The 19,413-nt window shown below is 63.2% G+C and carries 21 protein-coding genes and 1 pseudogene; 21 read left to right on the plus strand and 1 reads right to left on the minus strand.

All coding sequences use genetic code 11. The features are described from left to right. The first annotated feature begins 174 nt into the window (after nucleotides 1-174). Genes M5B43_RS18535 through M5B43_RS18630 form a run of 20 tightly spaced genes read left to right on the plus strand, consistent with a single transcriptional unit; the run spans nucleotide 175 to nucleotide 17,433 of the window. Nucleotides 175-894 carry a beta-ketoacyl synthase chain length factor gene (locus tag M5B43_RS18535; protein WP_248751459.1) on the plus strand — a complete coding sequence of 240 codons (720 nt, stop codon included), beginning with the start codon at nucleotides 175-177 and terminating at the stop codon, nucleotides 892-894. Beyond that, entirely contained in the window at nucleotides 870-1,682 is an 813-nt protein-coding gene (locus tag M5B43_RS18540) for a lysophospholipid acyltransferase family protein (protein WP_248751460.1), read from the plus strand. Before M5B43_RS18535 ends, M5B43_RS18540 begins: the two co-directional genes overlap by 25 nt. Continuing rightward, nucleotides 1,660-1,929: a phosphopantetheine-binding protein gene (locus tag M5B43_RS18545; RefSeq protein ID WP_032904077.1), complete on the plus strand. Its 270-nt coding sequence runs from the start codon at nucleotides 1,660-1,662 to the stop codon at nucleotides 1,927-1,929. The genes M5B43_RS18540 and M5B43_RS18545 overlap by 23 nt, the downstream gene beginning before the upstream one ends. 9 nt (nucleotides 1,930-1,938) lie before the next feature. Beyond that, nucleotides 1,939-2,193 carry an acyl carrier protein gene (locus M5B43_RS18550; RefSeq protein WP_248751461.1) on the plus strand — a complete coding sequence of 85 codons (255 nt, stop codon included), beginning with the start codon at nucleotides 1,939-1,941 and terminating at the stop codon, nucleotides 2,191-2,193. After that, nucleotides 2,190-2,735, plus strand: a complete 546-nt coding sequence (locus tag M5B43_RS18555; RefSeq protein ID WP_248751462.1) for a hypothetical protein — start codon at nucleotides 2,190-2,192, stop codon at nucleotides 2,733-2,735. Before M5B43_RS18550 ends, M5B43_RS18555 begins: the two co-directional genes overlap by 4 nt. Continuing rightward, nucleotides 2,732-4,402, plus strand: a complete 1,671-nt coding sequence (locus M5B43_RS18560) for an AMP-binding protein (RefSeq protein ID WP_248751463.1) — start codon at nucleotides 2,732-2,734, stop codon at nucleotides 4,400-4,402. Before M5B43_RS18555 ends, M5B43_RS18560 begins: the two co-directional genes overlap by 4 nt. A gap of 50 nt (nucleotides 4,403-4,452) precedes the next feature. Next, nucleotides 4,453-5,187 carry a glycosyltransferase family 2 protein gene (locus M5B43_RS18565; protein ID WP_248751464.1) on the plus strand — a complete coding sequence of 245 codons (735 nt, stop codon included), beginning with the start codon at nucleotides 4,453-4,455 and terminating at the stop codon, nucleotides 5,185-5,187. Beyond that, nucleotides 5,184-6,119 (plus strand): glycosyl transferase, encoded by a 936-nt coding sequence (locus M5B43_RS18570; RefSeq protein ID WP_248751465.1) that lies wholly within the window; start codon nucleotides 5,184-5,186, stop codon nucleotides 6,117-6,119. The genes M5B43_RS18565 and M5B43_RS18570 overlap by 4 nt, the downstream gene beginning before the upstream one ends. Beyond that, nucleotides 6,103-7,644 carry an aromatic amino acid ammonia-lyase gene (locus M5B43_RS18575; RefSeq protein ID WP_248751466.1) on the plus strand — a complete coding sequence of 514 codons (1,542 nt, stop codon included), beginning with the start codon at nucleotides 6,103-6,105 and terminating at the stop codon, nucleotides 7,642-7,644. The genes M5B43_RS18570 and M5B43_RS18575 overlap by 17 nt, the downstream gene beginning before the upstream one ends. Further along, entirely contained in the window at nucleotides 7,637-8,062 is a 426-nt protein-coding gene (locus tag M5B43_RS18580) for an acyl-CoA thioesterase (protein WP_248751467.1), read from the plus strand. The genes M5B43_RS18575 and M5B43_RS18580 overlap by 8 nt, the downstream gene beginning before the upstream one ends. Beyond that, nucleotides 8,059-8,655: an outer membrane lipoprotein carrier protein LolA gene (locus M5B43_RS18585; RefSeq protein ID WP_248751468.1), complete on the plus strand. Its 597-nt coding sequence runs from the start codon at nucleotides 8,059-8,061 to the stop codon at nucleotides 8,653-8,655. The genes M5B43_RS18580 and M5B43_RS18585 overlap by 4 nt, the downstream gene beginning before the upstream one ends. Then, the gene (locus M5B43_RS18590; RefSeq protein ID WP_248751487.1) at nucleotides 8,645-10,957 is read left to right on the plus strand and encodes an MMPL family transporter; all 2,313 of its coding nucleotides are present in this window, start codon (nucleotides 8,645-8,647) and stop codon (nucleotides 10,955-10,957) included. The genes M5B43_RS18585 and M5B43_RS18590 overlap by 11 nt, the downstream gene beginning before the upstream one ends. Before the next feature lie 33 nt (nucleotides 10,958-10,990). Then, entirely contained in the window at nucleotides 10,991-12,238 is a 1,248-nt protein-coding gene (locus M5B43_RS18595; RefSeq protein WP_248751469.1) for an NAD(P)/FAD-dependent oxidoreductase, read from the plus strand. After that, complete coding sequence (locus M5B43_RS18600; protein WP_248751470.1) at nucleotides 12,235-12,969, plus strand: class I SAM-dependent methyltransferase; 735 nt, start codon at nucleotides 12,235-12,237, stop codon at nucleotides 12,967-12,969. The genes M5B43_RS18595 and M5B43_RS18600 overlap by 4 nt, the downstream gene beginning before the upstream one ends. Continuing rightward, nucleotides 12,966-13,448 carry a hypothetical protein gene (locus tag M5B43_RS18605; RefSeq protein WP_248751471.1) on the plus strand — a complete coding sequence of 161 codons (483 nt, stop codon included), beginning with the start codon at nucleotides 12,966-12,968 and terminating at the stop codon, nucleotides 13,446-13,448. Before M5B43_RS18600 ends, M5B43_RS18605 begins: the two co-directional genes overlap by 4 nt. Then, on the plus strand, nucleotides 13,445-14,611 hold the full coding sequence (locus M5B43_RS18610) for a beta-ketoacyl-[acyl-carrier-protein] synthase family protein (RefSeq protein WP_248751472.1): 1,167 nt from the start codon (nucleotides 13,445-13,447) through the stop codon (nucleotides 14,609-14,611). Before M5B43_RS18605 ends, M5B43_RS18610 begins: the two co-directional genes overlap by 4 nt. Beyond that, entirely contained in the window at nucleotides 14,608-15,069 is a 462-nt protein-coding gene (locus tag M5B43_RS18615) for a hotdog family protein (protein ID WP_248751473.1), read from the plus strand. The genes M5B43_RS18610 and M5B43_RS18615 overlap by 4 nt, the downstream gene beginning before the upstream one ends. After that, entirely contained in the window at nucleotides 15,066-15,794 is a 729-nt protein-coding gene (gene fabG, locus M5B43_RS18620) for a 3-oxoacyl-ACP reductase FabG (protein ID WP_248751474.1), read from the plus strand. The genes M5B43_RS18615 and fabG overlap by 4 nt, the downstream gene beginning before the upstream one ends. Then, on the plus strand, nucleotides 15,794-17,020 hold the full coding sequence (locus tag M5B43_RS18625) for a beta-ketoacyl-ACP synthase (RefSeq protein WP_248751475.1): 1,227 nt from the start codon (nucleotides 15,794-15,796) through the stop codon (nucleotides 17,018-17,020). Before fabG ends, M5B43_RS18625 begins: the two co-directional genes overlap by 1 nt. 26 nt (nucleotides 17,021-17,046) lie before the next feature. Next, entirely contained in the window at nucleotides 17,047-17,433 is a 387-nt protein-coding gene (locus M5B43_RS18630; protein ID WP_248751476.1) for a hypothetical protein, read from the plus strand. Nucleotides 17,434-17,537: 104 nt separating this feature from the next. Here M5B43_RS18630 and M5B43_RS18635 read toward each other — a convergent pair. Continuing rightward, nucleotides 17,538-17,967 (minus strand): annotated as a pseudogene (locus M5B43_RS18635) (LysR family transcriptional regulator). A 123-nt stretch (nucleotides 17,968-18,090) separates the two neighbouring features. Between M5B43_RS18635 and M5B43_RS18640 the strand changes: the two are divergent. Further along, entirely contained in the window at nucleotides 18,091-19,359 is a 1,269-nt protein-coding gene (locus M5B43_RS18640) for an MFS transporter (RefSeq protein WP_248751477.1), read from the plus strand. Nucleotides 19,360-19,413 lie beyond the last annotated feature (54 nt).

A 19,413-nucleotide genomic window follows, 5' to 3' on the forward strand; every position in this document is an offset into this window, starting at 1 on the left:
CAATCTGAAAATCTTTCCAATCAATTTGTAATCAGCTGTGAACAATTTTTTACCAAAGTTTGCTAGAACCCCACGGCACCGGGATAATGCGCGCCACTCGGCTATTGCTCCCTGTCCCGGTATTCGGGGCCAACGGCCGCACATGGAAGCCCGCAGGGGCGGGATAACGTCTCAGTGATCAACTTCAACATCGCCCAATGGCGCGCCTGGGCTCCCGGCCTGGAGAGTGCGGACGACTGGCACGCCTGGTGCCAGGCGCCGGTGTTGCTGCCCGCTAGCGATGCGGGTCCCGATGTATCGTTCCTGCCGGCCATGCAGCGCCGTCGCCTCAGCCGCCTGGCGCGCATGGCCTTCAGTGTGGGCTGGCCGCTGGCAGAGGGCCTCACGGACCTGCCGCTGGTGTTTATCTCCCGACATGGCGAAACCCCACGCACCCTCGACATCCTCAGCGACCTGGCCAACGACCAGCCGCTGTCGCCGACCCAGTTCAGCCTGTCGGTGCACAACGCGGTGATTGGCCTGTGGTCGATCCTGCGCAATGAAACCAGCGAAATGACGGCCCTCGCCGCTGCCGGGGATGGCCTGGAACATGGCCTGCTCGAAGCCGCTGCGCTGCTCAATGAAGGCGCGCCGGCCGTGTTGCTGGTGATTACCGAAGAGCAACCGCCAGCGGCCTATACTCACTGGATCGCTGATGTGCCGTTCCCTTACGCCCTCGGCCTCTTGCTGACGCCGGGCGACGAGTGGCAACTGGAACTCTCCACCGGCACTGTCCAACCCACTCAAACTCAGTGGCCTCACGCCCTGAACCTGCTACGCACCCTGCTCACTGAGCAGGGTGCCTGCCAACATGCCTGGAAGAACCGAGTATGGAACTGGCAACGCAAGCCCTGAACGACAAACCACGGGACGCCTACTACTGGCGTCTGTTCGCCACCGCCGCCAGCTTCTTTCTGTTCGGCGTCGGCGGCTTGTGCCTGCGTTTGCTGGTGTTTCCGCTGCTCAGTTGCTGGCCAGGGAGCGCGCAAACACACCAGCGTCGCGCCCGCCACACCATCAGCAAGCTGTTCTGGCTGTTTATCCGCCTGATGCAGCGCGCAGGGGTACTCACTTACAGCGTTGAAGGCGCGGAACAGCTCGGCCGCCCGGGTCAGATGATCATCGCCAACCATCCGTCGCTGATCGACGTGGTGTTTCTGATCGGCCTGGTGCGCCAGGCCAACTGCGTAGTCAAGCAGAGCCTGTGGCAGAACACCTTCACCCGCGGCCCCGTGCGTAAAGCCGGCTATATCAGCAACGACGGCAGCGCCGAAATGCTCGATGCCGCAGCCGATGCCCTGCGCGCAGGCCAGCCCCTGATCATCTTCCCCGAGGGCACCCGCACCGCCCCCGGCGCAGCGCCTGCCTTTCATCGCGGCGCCGCCGCCATTGCACTGCGCGGTGCGACAATCATCACCCCCGTGGTGATCAAGGTCAGCCCCACCACGCTGACCAAGGCCGAACCCTGGTATCGCATCCCCAAATGCCGCGTGCACTTCAGTTTGCGCGTGGGTGCCGATATAGAACCACAGGCGTTTAGCGCACTCGGGCCTGCGCCCCAGGCTTCACGCAAGCTCAACGATTACCTGCATCACTATTTTATTAAGGAGCTCGCCGAAGATGAGCGACCAACACCGCCTTGAGCACGACATAAAGACGCTGATCATCGAGGCCCTGGGCCTGGAAGACATCAGCGTCGACGACATCGGCAGCGATCAGACCCTGTTTGGCGAAGGCCTGGGCCTGGATTCGGTGGACGCCCTGGAGTTGGGCCTGGCGATCCAGAAAAAGTACGGCATCAAGATCGACGCCGACGCCAAGGACACCCGCAATCACTTCACCAACGTGGCCAGCCTTGCGGCGTTCGTCACGGCCAGACAGGCAGCTTGAGACCGGACCATGCAAACTCGTGACGATATTTTCAACACCCTGCGCGATGCCTTGGTGGAACTGTTTGAACTGCCCCCCGAACGTGTCACCCTGGATGCCAACCTGTATCAGGACCTGGAAATCGACAGCATTGACGCCGTGGACCTGATCGACCACATCAAACGCAAGACCGGCAAGAAGATCGCCGCCGATGAGTTCAAGGCGGTACGCACCGTCAATGACGTGGTTGAGGCGGTGTACCGTCTGGTCCAACCGGCCGCATGAGCCGGTTGATCGGCCTTGGCCTGTTGTTGGCGGGGCTGCTGTACCCCTTTGCGGTGTATTACGGCACCGAACACTTTGCGCCCTGGCAATTCGGACTGCTGCTGGCTAGCCTGTGGCTGCTGCGCGCGCTCACCGGTGCGCGACGCCCCGGCAGCCGCTGGATGGCCGTGGTCGTGATCGTGTTTTGTTTGGGCCTGGCCTGGTTCGACAACCCGTACCTGTTGCGCTGGTACCCGAGCCTGGTCAGTGCGTTCATGCTGGCCCTGTTCGGCCTGAGCCTGAAATTCGGCCCGCCGATGGTCGAGCGCCTGGCGCGCATGACCGACCCGCAACTGCCGCCGAAGGCAATCGTGTATACCCGCCAGGTCACCGTGGTGTGGAGTGTATTTTTTCTGTGTAATGGCCTGCTCGCTGCCGCGCTCACCCTATGGGCGCCGCTGCACTGGTGGACGTTGTACAACGGCTTGATCGCCTACGGGCTGATGGGGCTGTTGTTTGCCGTGGAATGGCTAATACGACAAAGGGTTCGAGGCCGCATATGAATGGGTTGAATCTTGAGCACTTGCTGCTTGAGCCGCTGGAGCAGCGTTGGGTCACCACCGAACCTGCGATGAATCACGCCCAGTTGTGGGGGCACGCCCTGAGCCTGGCGGCGGGCCTGCAAGCGCGGGGTATCCACCACCTTGCCGTGCACCTGGAAGACGCCGGCCTGCTGGCAATTGCCCTGCTCGGCGCCTGGCGTGCCGGTGTGAGCGTGCTGTTGCCCGCCGACCTGCAACCCCAGACCCGCCAACGCTGGGCCAATGCCGTTGACGCCTGGCTGGTTGAAGCAACTGATCTTGATGCGCTGTATCAGGCGCCATTGAGCCCCGCCGTGCTTGACCTGGACACCTGCCAACTGAGCCTGTGCACCTCCGGCTCCAGCGGCGAACCCAAGCGTATCGACAAGACCCTGCGCCAACTGGCCAATGAGGTCCAGGCCCTGGAAGCCTTGTGGGGCGCAGACCTGAAAGACGCGTGCATCATCGGCAGCGTCGCTACCCAGCATATCTACGGCTTGCTGTTCCGTGTGCTGTGGCCACTGTGCGCCGGCCGTACGTTTGTACGCCGCCAGCTGGCCTTTCCGGAAGACCTGCAACGCGCCAGTCGCGAACACCCGCAATTTGCCTGGGTGGCGAGCCCTGCCCTGCTCAAACGTATGGGCGACAACCTCGATTGGCCGGCGCTGAGCCGAGTGTCGCGGGTATTTTCTTCCGGGGGCGCCCTGCCCGTAGAAGCCGCTGGTAGCCTCTACGACCGCTTGCAGCAGTGGCCCACGGAAATCCTCGGCAGCTCGGAAACCGGCGGCATTGCCTGGCGCCAAGGCGCGCAGCCATGGCAACCGTTTGCCGATGTGCAACTGAGCCAGGATGCCGACGGTGCCCTGCGCATCGCTTCGCCGTATCTGCCCCAGGGGCATATCGAACAAACCGCCGACGCGGCCCGTATCCACGCCGACGGCCGTTTCGAGTTGCTTGGCCGCCTGGACCGCATCGTCAAGCTGGAAGAAAAACGCATCTCCTTGCCCATGCTCGAACAGGCGCTGATGAGCCACCCTTGGGTCGCTGAAACCCGTCTGGGCGTGGTGCAGGAAAACCGTGCGTCACTTGGCGCGCTGGTGGTGTTGAGCGCCGATGGCCTGCATGCCCTGCGTAATGAAGGACGCCGCACCGTCACTCAAACCCTGCGCCAACACCTGAGCCAGCATTGCGAAGCCCTGGCTTTGCCGCGTCGCTGGCGCTTGTTGAGTCAACTGCCATTGAACAGCCAGGGCAAGCTGCCCCAAGCCGACATAGAGGCACTGCTGCTGGCACCAAGGCCAAAGGCCGCGCATGTGCTGGAACAAACCGAAGCCAACGGCGAGTGGACCCTGCAACTGTGCATCCCACCGGACCTGGCCTATTTCAGCGGGCACTTCCCGGCCACGCCCGTATTGCCCGGCGTGGTGCAAGTGGAGTGGGCGTTCAACCTCGGCCAGCAACTGCTGGATTTGCCGTCGACCTTTGCCGGCATGGAAGTGCTCAAGTTCCAGCAACTGGTGCGCCCGGGCGATTGCGTCGAACTGCACCTGCGCTTCGACCAGGAGCGCGGCAAGTTGTATTTCACCTACCGCAACGGCGTCGCCGCCTGCTCCAGTGGCCGGATAGTGTTGGAGGCGCCAAGTGCATAATTTTTTGTGCCCGCTCGCCACAGGTTATTTACCCGCCGGTTGGGTGAAGCATGCATAACCCCTGCGCCCTGATTCCGGTCTACAACCATGAAGCCGCCGTGCCGGCCGTGGTAAGCAGTCTGCTGAACAGCGGCCTGCCGTGCCTGTTGGTGGACGATGGCAGCAGCCCGGCGTGCGCGGCGGTATTGGTGCAACTGGCAACCCTCGATCACGTCACCCTGCTGACCCTGCCCAACAACCAAGGCAAAGGCGGCGCGGTCATGGCCGGTTTCCGTGAAGCAGCGCGCCTGGGCTACACCCACGCCCTGCAAGTGGACGCCGATGGCCAACACGACCTGCGTGAAGTCGAGTCCTTCCTCGACGCCTCGCGCACTCACCCAAACGCTGTGATCTGCGGTTACCCCGAATACGATGACAGCGTGCCCAAGGGCCGCCTGTACGCGCGCTACCTGACCCACGTGTGGGTGTGGATCAATACGCTTTCGTTGCAGATCCGCGACTCGATGTGCGGCTTTCGCGTGTACCCGCTGGCGCCCACGCTGGCACTGATGAACTCGGCGTATATCGGCACACGCATGGATTTCGACTCGGACATCCTGGTGCGCCTGGCCTGGCGCAACCAGCCCATGCGCTGGCTGCCAACCCAGGTGCACTACCCTGCCGACGGCCTGTCGCACTTCCGCCTGTTTCGCGACAACGTGCGCATCAGCGCCATGCACACTCGGTTGTTCTTCGGCATGTTGGTCCGTGCACCGATGATTGTGTGGCGACGGTGGCAGGCATGAGCGACAGCACCAAGCACTGGGCCGACCGCGAGGAACGCGGCAGCTTCTGGCTGATGAAACTCACCGCCATCGCCGCCAAGCTGCTTGGCCGTCGCCTGTTGAGCCCGCTGCTGTACGGTATCGTGCTGTACTTTTTCCTGTTCGGTCGCACGGCACGCCAGAGCGCGTGGGAATACCAACAGCGCCTGGCAGAGTGGAGCGGGCGCGATGCGTTGCGGCCCACCCATACAAGCGTGTTCGGGCAGTTCATGGCCTTCGCCGACGCCTTGCTCGACAAACTCGACGTGTGGAACGGCAAGCTGCGCATCGAACAGATCGAAATCAACGACCCTGCGCAATTGCGCGGGCAGCTGCGCGGCGAGCGTGGGCAGATGCTGGTCGGTGCGCACTTGGGCAACCTCGAAGTGTGCCGTGCGCTGGCGGAGCTGGGTGAACAAGTCACCATGAACGTGCTGGTGCATACCAAGCATGCCGAGCGTTTCAACCGCCTGCTGGGCGAAGCCGGGGCCACCCATTTGCGCCTGATCCAGGTCAGCGAACTGGACCCGGCGACCATGTTGCTGCTCAGCCAGCGCCTGGACGACGGCGAGTGGCTGGCGATTGCCGGCGACCGCGTGCCGCTGCATGGTGGGCGCAAGGTCCGGGTGGACTTTCTCGGCCACGACGCAGCATTCCCTCAAGGCCCTTGGTTGATGGCCGGGCTGCTCAAATGCCCGGTGAACCTGCTGATGTGCCTCAAGCACCAAGGCCGCTACCGCCTGACGATCGAACCCTTTACTCAACTGATCGAATGGAAGCGCAGCACCCGCGAGCAGGTCATTGCCCTATGGACCGCGCGCTACGCCGCACGCCTGGGCCAGTTCTGCCTGGAAGCGCCCCTACAATGGTTCAACTTTTACCCTTTCTGGAAGACCGATGACGACGCATCTTGAGCCGGTAACCTTTGGCGAACGCGCTTTGCGCATTGAAGACGTGCTGGCCCTGGCCAACCGCCAGGTGCCCACGCAATTGCAGGGCGACGCCGACTACCGCCAGCGCATCGCCAAGGGCGCGCAGTTCCTCGACTCGTTGCTGGACAAGGAAGGCGTGATCTATGGCGTGACCACCGGCTACGGTGACTCGTGCGTGGTGGCAGTGCCATTGCAGCACGTCGAGGCGTTGCCTCGCCATCTCTACACCTTTCACGGCTGCGGCCTGGGCAAGTTGCTGGATGCCCAGGCCACACGTGCGGTGCTGGCGGCGCGCTTGCAGTCACTGTGCCACGGTGTGTCCGGAGTGCGCGTGGAACTGCTGGAGCGCCTGCATGCGTTCCTCGAACACGACGTGTTGCCGCTGATCCCTGAAGAAGGTTCGGTGGGCGCCAGCGGTGATTTGACACCCCTGTCCTACGTGGCCGCGACCTTGTCCGGTGAGCGCGACGTGCTGTTCCGGGGCGAGCGGCGCCAGGCCGCCGACGTGCACCGCGAGCTGGGCTGGACGCCGCTGGTACTGCGCCCCAAGGAAGCCCTGGCCTTGATGAACGGTACCGCTGTGATGACCGGCCTGGCCTGCCTGGCCTTCGCCCGCGCCGACTACCTGTTGCAACTGGCCACGCGCATCACTGCGCTGAACGTGGTGGCGCTGCAAGGCAACCCGGAACACTTCGACGAGCGCCTGTTCGCCGCCAAGCCGCACCCGGGGCAGATGCAAGTCGCCGCCTGGCTGCGCAAAGACCTGGCCATCGACGCCCCCACCGCGCCGCTGCACCGCCTGCAAGATCGCTACTCCCTGCGCTGTGCGCCGCACGTCCTCGGGGTGCTGGCCGACAGCCTGAACTGGCTGCGTTCGTTCATCGAGATCGAACTGAACAGCGCCAACGACAACCCGATCATCGACGCTGAAGAAGAACGCGTACTGCACGGCGGGCACTTCTATGGCGGGCATATCGCCTTTGCGATGGACAGCCTCAAGACCCTGGTCGCCAATGTCGCCGACCTGCTCGACCGCCAACTGGCGCTGCTGGTAGACGTGCGTTACAACCACGGTCTGCCGAGCAACCTGTCCGGCGCCCCGGCTGACCGCGCCATGATCAACCATGGCTTCAAGGCCGTGCAGATCGGCACCAGTGCCTGGACCGCCGAAGCGCTGAAAAACACCATGCCGGCCAGCGTGTTCTCACGCTCCACCGAGTGCCATAACCAGGACAAAGTGAGCATGGGCACCATCGCCGCCCGCGATGCGATCCGCGTGCTGGAGCTGACCGAACAGGTCGCCGCCGCCACCTTGCTTGCGGCCAATCAAGGCGTGTGGCTGCGCGCCCAAGCTGAGGATGCACGGCCGTTGCCGCCCGCCTTGGCCGCCATGCACGAAGCGCTCGGCAAGGACTTCCCACCGGTCATCGAAGACCGCGCCCTGGAGGGCGAACTGCGCCTGTGCCTCAAGCGTATCGCCGAGCAACACTGGAGGCTGCATGCGTAGCCCGGGCGTATTGCACTGCGACACTGAAATCCTCGTACCGTTTTTCGATATCGACACCATGAATGTGGTGTGGCACGGCCATTACGTAAAGTACCTGGAAGTCGCGCGCTGCGCCTTGCTGGACAAGATCGGCCATAACTATACGGCGATGCTGGAATCGGGTTACGCCTGGCCGGTGATCGATCTGCAACTACGCTACGTGCGCGGCGCTACCTTTGGCCAGACGCTCAATGTGCGCGCCAGCCTGGTGGAGTGGGAGAACCGTTTGAAGGTGAACTACCTGATTACCGACCTCGCCAGCGGCGAACGCCTGACCCGCGCCAGCACCGTGCAAGTGGCCGTAGAAATCGCCAGCCGCGAGATGCAGCTGGCCTCCCCCGCAGTCTTCACCAACGCAGTAGAAAGGGCCTTGAAATGAGATCCAATGTGGGAGCGTTCGTACTGATGTTGAGCGTTTCAGGCCTGGCCAACGCCTTCGACCTGCAGCAACTCAGCGACCAACTGGCCAAACCCGCCGTCATCCACGGCAACTTCACCCAGGAAAAACACCTGCGCGCCCTGCCGCAACCACTGGTCAGCAAGGGCACCTTCGTCCTCGCCAAGGACCACGGCCTGCTGTGGCTGCTGAAAACCCCGCTGCAACAGGACTACCGTATCAGCGCCCAAGGCATCGCCCGGCGTGACGCCAACGGCTGGCAGTTGCTGCCGAACAAGAGTGCCGGGGCCGAACAAAACCGTCTGTTCCTTGCGGTGCTCCAAGGCGACAGCAGCGGCCTGCAGCGCGACTTTGAATTGCAACTGCAAGGCGAAGCCAAGCAATGGAAGCTGACGCTGATCCCACGCTCATTGCTGCTCAAACAAGTTTTCATCCAGATCAATATCGACGGCGGCGATTTGGTGCAAACCATCCAGCTACTGGAGACCCAAGGCGACAGCACCGTGCTGCGCATGCAGGACAGCACGGCTGGCCAACCCTTGAGCGATGCGGAGCAACATGACTTTGCCCAGTGAGCGCTGGCTGCCGCGGCTGTTCCTGACCCTGCTGGTGGCCGTACTGGCCCTGGCCGGCTGGCAGTGGCGCCACGGCGCGCCGCTGTCGGCCAACCTGATGGAGCTGGTGCCGGGCAACACGCCGGATGCCCTGGAGCTGCAAGCCGAACAGCGCATGCAGGAGCCGTTGAACCGCGAAATGCTGGTGCTGGTGGGCCACGCCGATCGGCAAACAGCCGTGGCCGTAGCCCAACAACTGGGTGAGCGCTGGCAGGCCAGCGGCCTGTTTGAAAAAGTGCAGTGGAACCTGCAAGCCGACTTGCCGGCGTTGCGCGAGCAGTTACTGCGCGGGCGCCTGGCGATGCTCTCGGCCAAAGACCGAGAACAATTGATCGAGCACCCCGACGCCTTCATTCAGCAACGGGTACAAGCACTGTTCGACCCCTTTACCGGCTTCAGCCTGGTACCCAGCCAGGACGACTGGCTCGGCCTGACAGGGCGCATCCAGAACAGCCAGCCACAACACGGCTCGGTGCAACTGGATATCGGCAGCGGCGCATTGATTGCCGATGCCGACGGCAAAAGCTGGGTGCTGCTGCGCGCGCGCACCACCGGCAATGCCTTCGATATGAAACTGCCGGTGCAAGTGGCGGATTTACTCCAGGCCAGCCGCCTGCAAGCCGGCGAGCAAGGCGCACAAATGCTCGCCGCCAGCGGCCTGCTCTATGCGGCCAATGGTCAGCAACAGGCTACCCGGGAAGTCACCTGGGTCGGTGGCGGCGCGACCCTTGGCATTCTGCTGTTGTTGCTGCTGGCGTTCCGCCGCTGGCGAGTCTTGTTGGCGTTTGTGCCGGTGCTGGTGGGCATGCTGTTTGGCGCAGTGGCTTGTGTGGCGCTGTTCGGCCATATGCATGTGATGACCTTGGTGCTGGGTTCCAGCCTGATTGGCGTGGCGGTGGATTACCCGCTGCATTACCTGTCCAAAAGCTGGAGCATGCAGCCGTGGTGCAGTTGGCCTGCCTTGCGCGTGACCCTGCCGGGGCTGAGCCTGAGCCTGGCCACCAGCTGCATCGGCTACCTCGCGCTGGCCTGGACACCGTTCCCGGCGCTGACGCAAATCGCGGTGTTCTCTGCCGCGGGTTTAGTCGGTGCCTACTTGTCGGCCGTATGCCTGTTGCCGGCGTTGCTCAAGGGCGTCGAACTGCGCCCGGCGCAGTGGCCGCTGCGCATCGCCGAAGGGCTGTGGCGGTTGCGGACCGCCCTGCTCCAGCGTGTGCCGAGTCCGGTGTTGCTGGCGGTGGTGCTGCTGTTTTGCGCCGGTGGCTTGTGGCACTTGAACAGCAAAAACGATATACGCCAGTGGATCGGCGCGCCGCCGCACTTGCTGCAAGAAGCCCAGGCCGTCGCGCGCATCACCGGGTTCCAGCCCACCAGTCAATTCTTCCTGGTACGCGCCGCCACTGAGCAGCAATTGCTGGAGCGGCAGGCCGCGCTGGGCCAGCGCCTTGATCAACTGGTGAAGACGAACAAGCTCCAGGGTTACCTGGCGCTCAATCAACTGGTGAACTTGCCCGCCGAGCAGCAACAAGTGCGTGATGCATTGAACCGCCTGGCACAACACTGGCAGCCGCTGCTGGACCTCGGCGTACCCGCCAGCGCCCTGCAGGCCGAAGTGGCCCAGTTGCAGGCGCTGCCCACCGAAGACATCGACACCGCGCTGAAAGGCCCGCTGGCCGAGCCGTGGCGCTCGCTGTGGCTAGGTCCGGTCGAGGGCGGCGTGGCGGCCATGGTCAGCCTGCAAGGCTTGAACAACCCGGCGTTGCTACAGGCGCAGGCGTTGGACTTGCCCGGTGTGCAGTTGGTGGACCGCCTGGGTGACTTGAACCGCGTGTTTGCCAACACGCAAATCAGCGCCGCTGAGTTGAAGCTGATGTCTTGCGTGCTGATCGTGCTGCTGCTGATCGTGCCCTTCGGTTTCGGCGGTGCCTTGCGCATCGTCGCCCTGCCGCTGCTGGCCGCGTTGTGCAGCCTGGCCAGCCTGGGTTGGCTGGGCCAGCCGCTGACGCTGTTCAGCCTGTTCGGCCTGCTGCTGGTCACGGCCATCAGTGTTGACTACGCGATCCTGATGCGCGAACAGATCGGCGGCGCCGCCGTGAGCCTTTTGGGTACGCTGCTGGCTGCGTTGACGACCTGGTTGTCGTTCGGCCTGCTGGCGGTGTCGAGCACGCCGGCCGTGAGTAATTTCGGCCTGTCGGTCAGCCTGGGCCTGGCGTTCAGCTTTATGCTGGCGCCTTGGGCCGGGCAGCAGAAACACGCCTTATGAATGTGATTATCGCCAATGTGGCAAGGAGCCCTCGTGCCCATAGTTGAAATGGAACGTCGCCAGGTGGTGGTGATCGGTGCCGGGCCCTCCGGTGCTATCGCGGCCGCGCTGTTAAAGCGCAAAGGGCATGATGTATTGATTATCGAGCGCCAGCATTTCCCACGCTTCTCGATTGGCGAAAGCCTGCTGTCGCACTGCATCGACTTTATCGAAGAAGCCGGCATGCTCGACGCCGTGCAGGCTGCCGGTTTCCAGGTAAAAACAGGTGCTGCGTTCGCCTGGGGCGAGCGCTACAGCGCGTTTGATTTCAGCGACACCTTCAGCAACGGCCAACCGACCACCTTCCAGGTGCAACGCGGTGAGTTCGACAAGTTGCTCGCCGATCAGGCCGCCAAGCAAGGCGTGGACATCCGCTACGGCGAAACCGTCATCGGCGTGGATTTTTCCGGTGAGTGTCGCTACCTGCACGTGCGCCGTGAGAATGGCAGCGAATACCACCTCAAGGCCAAGTTCGTGCTCGACGCCAGTGGCTACGGCCGTGTGCTGCCGCGCCTGCTGGACCTTGAGGCACCCTCGAACTTCCCGGTGCGCCAGGCCGTGTTTACCCACGTCGAAGACCGCATCGAACACCCAGGCTTCGACCGCACCAAGATCCTGGTGACCACCCATCCCACCCAGCGCGATATCTGGTTCTGGACCATCCCGTTCAGCAACGGCCGTTGCTCGGTGGGTGTGGTCGCGGCCAAGGCGCATTTCGACGGACGCGACAGCGACCTCGATGCCTGCCTGCGCGGTTTCATCGACGAAACCCCAAGCCTGTCCGGCGTGCTGAAAAACGCCGTGTGGGATACGCCCGCACGCACCATCGGCGGTTATTCGGCCAACGTCAAAACCCTGCACGGCCCGGGTTTTGCGTTGCTGGGCAACGCGGCGGAATTCCTCGACCCGGTATTTTCATCGGGCGTGACCATCGCCATGCGTTCGGCGAGCATGGCGGCCGGCGTGCTGCATCGCCAGCTCAAGGGCGAGACCGTGGATTGGCAAGCCGAGTTTGCCGACCCCTTGAAGCGCGGTGTCGACACCTTCCGCTGCTACGTCGAAGGCTGGTACGCGGGCACGTTCCAGGATGTGATTTTCCACCCTGGCAGCTCGCCGGAGATTCGCCGGATGATCAGCGCGATCCTCGCCGGCTACGCCTGGGATGAACGCAACCCCTTTGTCAGCGAGCCCAAGCGACGGTTGCGGATGTTGTCGGAAATTTGTGCGAGTGAAACGGCATGACTAGCCAATACCTCAGTAAAAACTACGTCGAAGAAACCCGATTCGGCTTCTGGTTCCTGCGCAGCCACACCTGGCAGCACCACGTGTTGCGCGTGGCAATCAACGACCTGCGCGGCCTGTTCACTGCGCCATTGCCGCAGGCACCGGTGTTGCTGGACGCCGGTTGCGGCCAGGGCAAGTCCTTCAAGCTGCTGCAACAGGCGTTCGCGCCCTCACGCTTGATCGGCCTGGATGCCGACCCGCACAGTTTGGCGCTGAGCCGCGAAGAAGCCGAGCGCCAGGGCCTGGCCGTCGAGTTGATCGGCAGCGACTGCGCCACCCTTGACGTGCCGGACGCCAGCGTCGATATCCTGTTCTGCCACCAGACCTTTCACCATCTGGTCGAACAGCACCGTGCGCTCACGGAGTTTTACCGAGTGCTCAAGCCTGGCGGCTACTTGCTGTTTGCCGAATCCACCGAAGCCTATATCGACACCTGGGTGATTCGCTGGCTGTTCCGCCACCCGATGCACGTGCAGAAAAGCGCTGACCAATACCTGGAGATGCTGAGCGAGCAGGGCTTTGAGTTCGGCCCGCAGAACGTCTCGTATCCGTATTTGTGGTGGAGCCGTTCCAGCGACTTCGGCTTGCTGGAACGCTGGGGCCTGCGCAAGGCGCCGCCGGTGGGCCAGCGCGAGGAAACCCTGGTCAATTGCGTGGCACGTAAACCTCTGGCGAGCACCGACACATGATCCGCCTATTACTGATCAGTTGCCTGCTGCTGCTGAGCGCCTGCGCCAGCCAGCCCCCCTTGCCGGAGAAAACCCCGGCCCTCGTCCTGCCGATGCAACTGCATGTACAGCGCCTGGCGGACGGCCAGAGCCAGGACTGGCTGCTGGTGATCCAGCGCGAAGGCCGCGCCATTCGCTGGTCGATGATGGACCTGCTGGGCATTCCCCAGGCTCGGCAAAAACTGGTCGACGGTGCATGGCAGGCCGACGGCTTGCTGCCGCCTAACCCCCAGGCGCGCGAGCTGTTTGCCGCGCTGCTGTTTGCCCTGACCTCGGCGGATGACGTGCGCGCGCTTTACCCGAGTGCCCAGGCGATGGACCTCACGCGCACGCTGCCGGGCCATTGGCAGATCGTGTATCAGTCCTCAGAAGTCTTCCGCGTGAACATGACGGGGCAAGCCTTGAGTTATCGCATCAGCCCGCTGGGTATCGGCCGATGACGGCTTACCTCAATGCCCTGGGCGTCATTTGCGCCCTCGGGCGGGGCCAGGCCGACGTCAGCCGCAGCTTGTTCGCCGGCGACTGCACCGGTATGCGCGCCGAAAGCGGTTGGGTGCCCGAACGCGTGCTGCCGGTAGCGGGCGTGCACGGCGAGCTGGCGCGCCTGCCGGTGGAACTGGGTCGGCAGAGCAGCCGCAATAACCAGTTGCTGCTCGAAGCGGCCTTGCAGATCGAAGACGACCTGCGCCAGGCCATCCAGACCTATGGCGCCGCACGGGTCGGCATTGTGCTCGGCACGAGTACCTCGGGCATCGACGAAGCCAGTCGCGGTATTGCCCAATATCTGCGCGACCAGCAGTTCCCCGACGGCTACGACTACCAGCAACAGGAACTCAGCGCCCCGGCGAATTTCCTCGCCGACTGGCTGCAAGTGAGTGGCCCGGCCTATGTGATTTCCACCGCCTGTACGTCCAGCGCCCGCGCATTGATGAGCGCCCAGCGCCTGCTCGACCTGGGCGTGTGCGACGCGGTGGTCTGCGGTGGCGTGGACAGCTTGTGCAAGCTGACGCTTAATGGCTTTACCTCGCTGGAAGCCGTCTCCAGTGAGCGCTGCAATCCGTTTTCGGTGAACCGCGACGGCATCAATATCGGCGAAGCGGCGGTACTGTTCTTGATGACTAACGCGCCGGCGCCGGTTGCCTTGCTGGGCAGCGGCGCCAGCTGCGACGCACACCATATCTCTGCGCCCGAACCCACCGGCAAAGGCGCCTTGCAAGCGATGCGCAAGGCCCTGGCCAGCGCCGGCTTGGCGCCCGAGCAGATCGGTTATCTGAACCTGCACGGCACCGCCACCCAGCACAACGACGCCATGGAAAGCCTTGCGGTCGCCAGCCTGTTTCCCAGTGGCGTGGCGTGTTCGTCGACCAAACCCATGAGCGGCCACACCCTCGGTGCTGCCGGCGCCTTGGAAGCGGCGTTCTGCTGGCTAAGCCTGGCCCACGACCGTGTGCCACCCCATGTGTGGGACGGCCACGCGGACCCCGCGCTGCCCCCTTTGCAGTGGGCGCGCACTGGCGACACCTTGAGAAAACGCTACCTGATGAGCAACTCGTTTGCCTTCGGCGGCAATAACGTCAGCCTGATTCTCGGAGAGGCCCCATGATCGATTGGCCACTCGCCGAACTGCTGCCCCATGCGGGCGACATGATCCTGATCGACCAGGTGTTGTCGTTCGATGAGGAGCAGGTCCGCACCCGCGTCACCGTCAAGCCCGGTGGCCTGTTCAACCGCCCTGACGGCAGCTTGCCGGCGTGGGTCGGCATCGAGTTGATGGCGCAAAGCGTCGCGGCCTATGCCGGTTGCCGCGCGCGCCAGCAAGGCCAGCCGGTGGCACTGGGCTTCTTGCTCGGCACCCGTAAATTCGAGTGCAACGTGGAGCACTTCCCGGCAGGTGTCGAGTTGAATATCCACGGCCTGCGCTCCCTGGAAGACGACAACGGCATGGGTGTGTTCGAATGCCACCTCACCGGCGACGGTATCCAGGCCAGCGCCCGCTTGAACGTATTTCGACCGCCCCAGGCGGCCAACTATTTAGATGAATCGAAGGACACAACGTCATGACTGAATCCGTACTGGTCACCGGCTCCAGCCGTGGCATCGGCCGTGCCATTGCCCTGCGCCTGGCCCAGGCCGGCCATGACATCGTGCTGCATTGCCGCAGTGGCCGCGCTGAAGCGGACGCGGTGCAGGCCGAGATCCAAGCCCTGGGGCGTCAGGCGCGGGTGCTGCAATTCGATGTCGCGGACCGTGCCGCCTGCAAGGCCATTCTGGAAGCTGACGTGGAGCAACATGGCGCCTACTACGGCGTCGTACTCAACGCTGGGCTGACCCGTGACGGCGCCTTCCCGGCCCTGTCGGAAGACGATTGGGACGTGGTATTGCGCACCAACCTGGATGGTTTCTACAACGTGCTGCACCCAGTGATGATGCCGATGATTCGTCGTCGCGCGGCCGGGCGTATCGTGTGTATCACCTCGGTTTCGGGCCTGATCGGCAATCGCGGCCAGGTCAACTACAGCGCCTCCAAGGCCGGTCTGATCGGCGCGGCCAAGGCTCTGGCCATCGAACTGGGCAAGCGCAAGATCACCGTCAACTGCGTAGCGCCTGGCTTGATCGACACCGCGATGCTGGATGAAAACGTACCCGTGGAAGAGTTGATGAAAATGATCCCGGCCCAGCGCATGGGCACGCCGGAAGAAGTGGCGGGCGCCGTGAACTTCCTGATGTCGGCCGAGGCCGGCTACATCACACGCCAGGTCTTGGCCGTGAATGGGGGCCTGTGCTGATGAAGCGTGTCGTCGTCACCGGCATGGCCGGCATGACCTCCCTGGGCAGCGACTGGGACACTATCGCAGCCAACTTTCGCGCTAACCGTAGTGGCATTCGGCGCATGGACGAGTGGGACCGGTTTACCGAACTGAACACGCGCCTGGCCGGGCCGATCGACGACTTCGTCGTGCCCGCCCATTGGACGCGCAAGCAACTGCGCAGCATGGGCCGTGTTTCGCGCCTGGCGGTGTGGGCCGCGGAGCAGGCGTTGCAGGATGCCGGCTTGCTCGGCGATGAGTCGATCAAGGACGGGCGCATGGGCGTCGCCTGTGGCTCATCCACTGGCAGCACCGATGAGATCAAGGCGTTCGGCAATATGCTGTTGAACTCAGTGGCCGAAGGGCTCAACGCCAACTCCTACGTACGGATGATGCCCCACACCACGGCGGCGAACATCAGTATTTTCTTTGGCCTCACCGGACGCTTGATCCCGACCTCCAGCGCCTGCACCAGCGGCAGCCAGGGCATTGGGTATGCCTACGAGGCGATCAAGTTCGGACGCCTGCCGTTGATGCTGGCCGGCGGCGCCGAAGAGCTGTGCCCGACCGAGGCGATGGTGTTTGACGCGCTGTACGCGACCAGCCTGAAGAACGATGCGCCGCAGACCAGCCCTCGCCCTTACGACAGCGGCCGCGATGGCCTGGTGATCGGTGAAGGCGGCGGCATGCTGGTGCTCGAAGAGCTGGAACATGCACTGGCACGCGGTGCGCATATCCACGCCGAGATCGTCGGTTTCGGCAGCAACGCCGACGGCCAGCACACCACGCGCCCGGAACAGAAAACCATGCGCCGCGCCATGGAGCTGGCCCTGGAAGATGCCGGGCTTGAGCCCTCTGCCATCGGCTACGTCAACGGCCACGGCACGGCCACCGACCAGGGCGATATCGCCGAAACGCTGGCTACCAGCAGCCTGTTCGGCAGCCGCATGCCCATCAGTTCGCAGAAGAGTTTCCTGGGCCACACCCTGGGCGCATGCGGGGCACTGGAGTCCTGGTTCAGCATCGAGATGATGAACCGCGACCAGTACGTGCACACCTTCAACCTGGACGCCGTCGACCCGCAATGCGGCGAGCTGGATTACCTGCAAGGTGGGTTCCGCGAAATGCATCACGACTACGTGATGAACAACAACTTTGCCTTTGGCGGCGTCAACACGTCGCTGATCTTCCGCCGCTGGACCTGACTTTTTAACCGATTGGAGAAAACGGAATGTCTTCCTTGCTACGCGCTACGCTGATCACCCTGGCCCTGCTGAGCACCGCCGGTTGCACCAATAAACCGGTACTCAACACTCAGCACGACTTGCCGGCCACGACCCAGGTCAGCGAAGAGCAGATCAAACAGGTAATCGTCGCCGCCCTGCAAAAGCGCGAATGGACCGTGCAACGCCTCAGCCCGCAGTTGGTGCAAGCCGAGATCACCGTGCGCAATCAGTTCTATGCGGCCATCGACATCCGCTACACCCGCAACAGCTACGCCATCACCTACCGTGACAGCCGCGACCTGGGCTACAAGGACGGCAAGATCCATCGCAACTACAACCGTTGGGTGAGCATGCTGGATCGGGACATCATGGCCGGGTTGCGCATGCAGTAACTTGATCGTCCCCTAAATTGTGGCGAGCGGGCTTGCCCTGCGTTGGGCCGCGAAGCGGCCCTGAAAACCGACGTCGTAATCTGCCTGGGGAAAAACGCGGTGCCCTACTGGGGCTGCTGCGCAGCCCAACGCGGGGCAAGCCCGCTCGCCACCAACAACTCCACAAACGCCTTCGCCATCGGCGTTTGCACGCCCTTGCGCTGCACCAGCCACACCGCCGTCACCGCCTCCGGGTCGAGCAAGGTGCGATAGACCACGCCATCGATCCGGATGCGTTGGTAAGACGCTGGCAACACTGACACGCCTAGCCCCGCCGCCACCAACCCGATCTGGGGAATGCTGGAGTTGAACGGCGCAGAAGAGGTGAAGCCGATCTTCAACTCGCCCAGCTCACCCAACTGCGCCCACCTCCTGCTCCAGCGCCTGAATCTGCTGGCTCAACGGCGGCTGCGAAATGCCCAGCACCTGTGCGGCACGGCCAAAATGCAGTTCTTCGGCGACGGCGATGAAGTACCGCAGATGACGTAACTCCATGCACACCTCATTCGGTCGCTAAACCTATCAAACAGGTCGAACAATATATTGGAAAGAATCATTAGGCAGCTATATGCTTTTTTGCAGTGCCAGCCCTGGCCGTCTTTCCTCCCCGAGGTCCCCGTGAATCCTGCTGTTGCTCCACTTGCCCAAGAAGCGCCTCGCTCTGCCCTCGATCAAATCGTGGCGCAGCTCAATGACGAGTACATCGAGAAAGGCACGCCGATGTTCATGCGCACGGTGCTGGCGCTGTTCTGCGGCGGGTTTGCCACCTTTGCCCTGCTGTATTGCGTGCAGCCGATGATGCCGGCGTTGTCCCACGAATTTTCCATCAATGCGGCGCAAAGCAGCCTGATTCTCTCTGTAGCAACGGCAATGCTTGCCCTGGGCCTGCTGATCACCGGGCCGATTTCCGACACTCTCGGGCGCAAACCGGTGATGGTCGCGGCGTTGTTCTGTGCGGCACTGGCCACCATCGCCAGCGGCCTGATGCCGACCTGGGAAGGCATTCTGCTGATGCGCGCGCTGGTAGGCCTGTCCTTGAGCGGGCTGGCCGCCGTCGCCATGACCTACCTGAGTGAAGAGATCCACCCGCAACACATCGGCCTGGCCATGGGCCTATACATCGGCGGCAACGCGATTGGCGGCATGAGCGGGCGTCTGATCATCGGCGTGTTGATCGACTTTGTCAGCTGGCACACCGCAATGCTGATCATGGGAGGGCTGGCGCTGGTCGCGGCCACGGTGTTCTGGAGAATCCTTCCCGAATCGCGCAACTTCCGCGCCAGCAGCCTCAAGCCGCGCAGCCTGCTGGATGGCTTTGTAATGCACTTCAAGGACGCCGGCCTGCCGTGGCTATTCCTCGAAGCATTCCTGCTGATGGGCGCCTTCGTGACGATGTTCAACTACATCGGCTATCGCCTGTTGGCCTCGCCCTACGAACTGAGCCAGGCCGTGGTCGGCCTGCTGTCGCTGGTGTACCTCTCGGGCATCTACAGCTCGGCCAAGATCGGCTCCCTGGCCGACCGCCTCGGCCGCCGCCGCGTGCTGTGGGGCACCATCGTGTTGATGCTTTCGGGGATGGTCCTGACGCTGTTCACGCCATTGTGGCTGGTAGTGCCGGGCATGCTGATCTTTACCTTCGGCTTCTTCGGTGCCCACTCGGTGGCCAGCAGTTGGATCGGCCGCCGCGCGGTCAAAGCCAAAGGCCAGGCGTCGTCGCTGTATCTGTTCTGCTATTACGTGGGGTCAAGCATTGCCGGTACGGCGGGTGGGCTCTTCTGGCACGTTGCCGGGTGGAACGGGATTGGCGGATTCATTATCGCGCTACTGATCGGCGCGTTGCTGGTGGCGTTGAAGCTGGCGAAGTTGCCGCCGTTGGGACAGGTCTGAAGGTTTCTGGCTTTTAATGTGGGAGGGGGCTTGCTCCCTCCCACATTTTTGCTC

This window comes from Pseudomonas sp. MWU15-20650 (assembly GCF_023242475.1).
Lineage (GTDB): Bacteria > Pseudomonadota > Gammaproteobacteria > Pseudomonadales > Pseudomonadaceae > Aquipseudomonas.

Excerpts from the sequence above, each read along its gene's own strand:
- M5B43_RS18570 (WP_248751465.1), top strand. The coding sequence starts at position 5,184 with ATGAGCGACAGCACCAAGCACTGGGCCGACCGCGAGGAACGCGGCAGC.
- M5B43_RS18550 (WP_248751461.1), top strand. The coding sequence starts at position 1,939 with ATGCAAACTCGTGACGATATTTTCAACACCCTGCGCGATGCCTTGGTG.
- fabG (WP_248751474.1), top strand. The coding sequence starts at position 15,066 with ATGACTGAATCCGTACTGGTCACCGGCTCCAGCCGTGGCATCGGCCGT.
- M5B43_RS18575 (WP_248751466.1), top strand. The coding sequence starts at position 6,103 with ATGACGACGCATCTTGAGCCGGTAACCTTTGGCGAACGCGCTTTGCGC.
- M5B43_RS18625 (WP_248751475.1), top strand. The coding sequence starts at position 15,794 with ATGAAGCGTGTCGTCGTCACCGGCATGGCCGGCATGACCTCCCTGGGC.
- M5B43_RS18605 (WP_248751471.1), top strand. The coding sequence starts at position 12,966 with ATGATCCGCCTATTACTGATCAGTTGCCTGCTGCTGCTGAGCGCCTGC.
- M5B43_RS18600 (WP_248751470.1), top strand. The coding sequence starts at position 12,235 with ATGACTAGCCAATACCTCAGTAAAAACTACGTCGAAGAAACCCGATTC.
- M5B43_RS18555 (WP_248751462.1), top strand. The coding sequence starts at position 2,190 with ATGAGCCGGTTGATCGGCCTTGGCCTGTTGTTGGCGGGGCTGCTGTAC.
- M5B43_RS18585 (WP_248751468.1), top strand. The coding sequence starts at position 8,059 with ATGAGATCCAATGTGGGAGCGTTCGTACTGATGTTGAGCGTTTCAGGC.
- M5B43_RS18580 (WP_248751467.1), top strand. The coding sequence starts at position 7,637 with ATGCGTAGCCCGGGCGTATTGCACTGCGACACTGAAATCCTCGTACCG.
- M5B43_RS18560 (WP_248751463.1), top strand. The coding sequence starts at position 2,732 with ATGAATGGGTTGAATCTTGAGCACTTGCTGCTTGAGCCGCTGGAGCAG.
- M5B43_RS18565 (WP_248751464.1), top strand. The coding sequence starts at position 4,453 with ATGCATAACCCCTGCGCCCTGATTCCGGTCTACAACCATGAAGCCGCC.
- M5B43_RS18630 (WP_248751476.1), top strand. The coding sequence starts at position 17,047 with ATGTCTTCCTTGCTACGCGCTACGCTGATCACCCTGGCCCTGCTGAGC.
- M5B43_RS18540 (WP_248751460.1), top strand. The coding sequence starts at position 870 with ATGGAACTGGCAACGCAAGCCCTGAACGACAAACCACGGGACGCCTAC.
- M5B43_RS18545 (WP_032904077.1), top strand. The coding sequence starts at position 1,660 with ATGAGCGACCAACACCGCCTTGAGCACGACATAAAGACGCTGATCATC.
- M5B43_RS18615 (WP_248751473.1), top strand. The coding sequence starts at position 14,608 with ATGATCGATTGGCCACTCGCCGAACTGCTGCCCCATGCGGGCGACATG.
- M5B43_RS18610 (WP_248751472.1), top strand. The coding sequence starts at position 13,445 with ATGACGGCTTACCTCAATGCCCTGGGCGTCATTTGCGCCCTCGGGCGG.